General features: G+C 76.6%; 1 protein-coding gene. It reads left to right on the forward strand.

What is annotated here, in order from left to right; translation table 11 throughout:
- The first annotated feature begins 59 nt into the window (after nucleotides 1-59).
- On the forward strand, nucleotides 60-890 hold the full coding sequence (gene pgl / locus AC5LUJ_RS17275) for a 6-phosphogluconolactonase (RefSeq protein WP_250283303.1): 831 nt from the start codon (nucleotides 60-62) through the stop codon (nucleotides 888-890).
- Nucleotides 891-987: the final 97 nt, after the last annotated feature.

A 987-nucleotide genomic window follows, 5' to 3' on the forward strand; every position in this document is an offset into this window, starting at 1 on the left:
GACGGTGGCAGCGGTGGCGACGGTGGTGGCGTTACGGACGGCGCCAAGGCGTTCGGCTGATGAGCATGTCACCCGAGGTGATCGTCCATCGCGATCCGGCGCTGCTGGCCGCCGCGGCCGCCGCCCGTCTGATCATCAGCCTGGCGGACGCGCAGGCCAGCCGCGGCAGCGCCTCGGTGGTCCTCACCGGCGGCGGGATCGGGGTGGCCACGCTGCGGGCGGTGCGCGACAGCCCGCTCGTCGAGACGGTCGACTGGGGCCAGGTGGACGTCTGGTGGGGTGACGAGCGTTTCGTGCCCGCGGACTCGGCCGACCGCAACGACCGGCAGGCCCGTCAGGCGCTGCTCGACGCCCTCCCCCTCGATCCGGCCCGGGTCTTCCCGATGGGCAGCGCGGACGCCGATGCCGGCACGGGCACAGCCACGGGCACCGACGCCGCGGAGGCCGCCGCGTCGGCCTACGCCCGCCTGCTCGCCGAGCACGCGCCCACCGGGGCCACCGCGGCCGCGGGCACGGTGGCGGTCCCATCCTTCGACGTGCTGCTGCTCGGGGTCGGGCCGGACGGGCACGTGGCCTCGCTCTTCCCCGGCTCCTCGGCCATCCACGCCCGTACCGCCACCGTCGCGGTGCACCACTCCCCGAAGCCGCCGCCCGCCCGGATCTCACTCACGCTGCCCGCGATCCAGGCGGCGCACGAGGTCTGGCTTCTTGCCGCGGGCGAGGCAAAGGCGGACGCGGTGGCCCGCGCGTTCTCCGGCGCGGCCCCGGCCGACATCCCGGCGGTGGGAGCGCGCGGCCGGCAACGCACGCTGTGGCTGGTGGACCGGGCCGCCGCGGCCAGGCCCGTCAGCGCCGGGGCACCGCGGGCGCGCCGGGTCCCAGCGGGATGAGCCTCCCCGGCCGGAACGCCGCCAGCACCGCCGCCTGAGCTGCCAGAGCGCCAGCACCACCGCCAGCTACAGCTCTTGGCAGAGCGCAACGAACTCC

Source organism: Protofrankia sp. CiP1_Cm_nod3 (genome assembly GCF_982290655.1).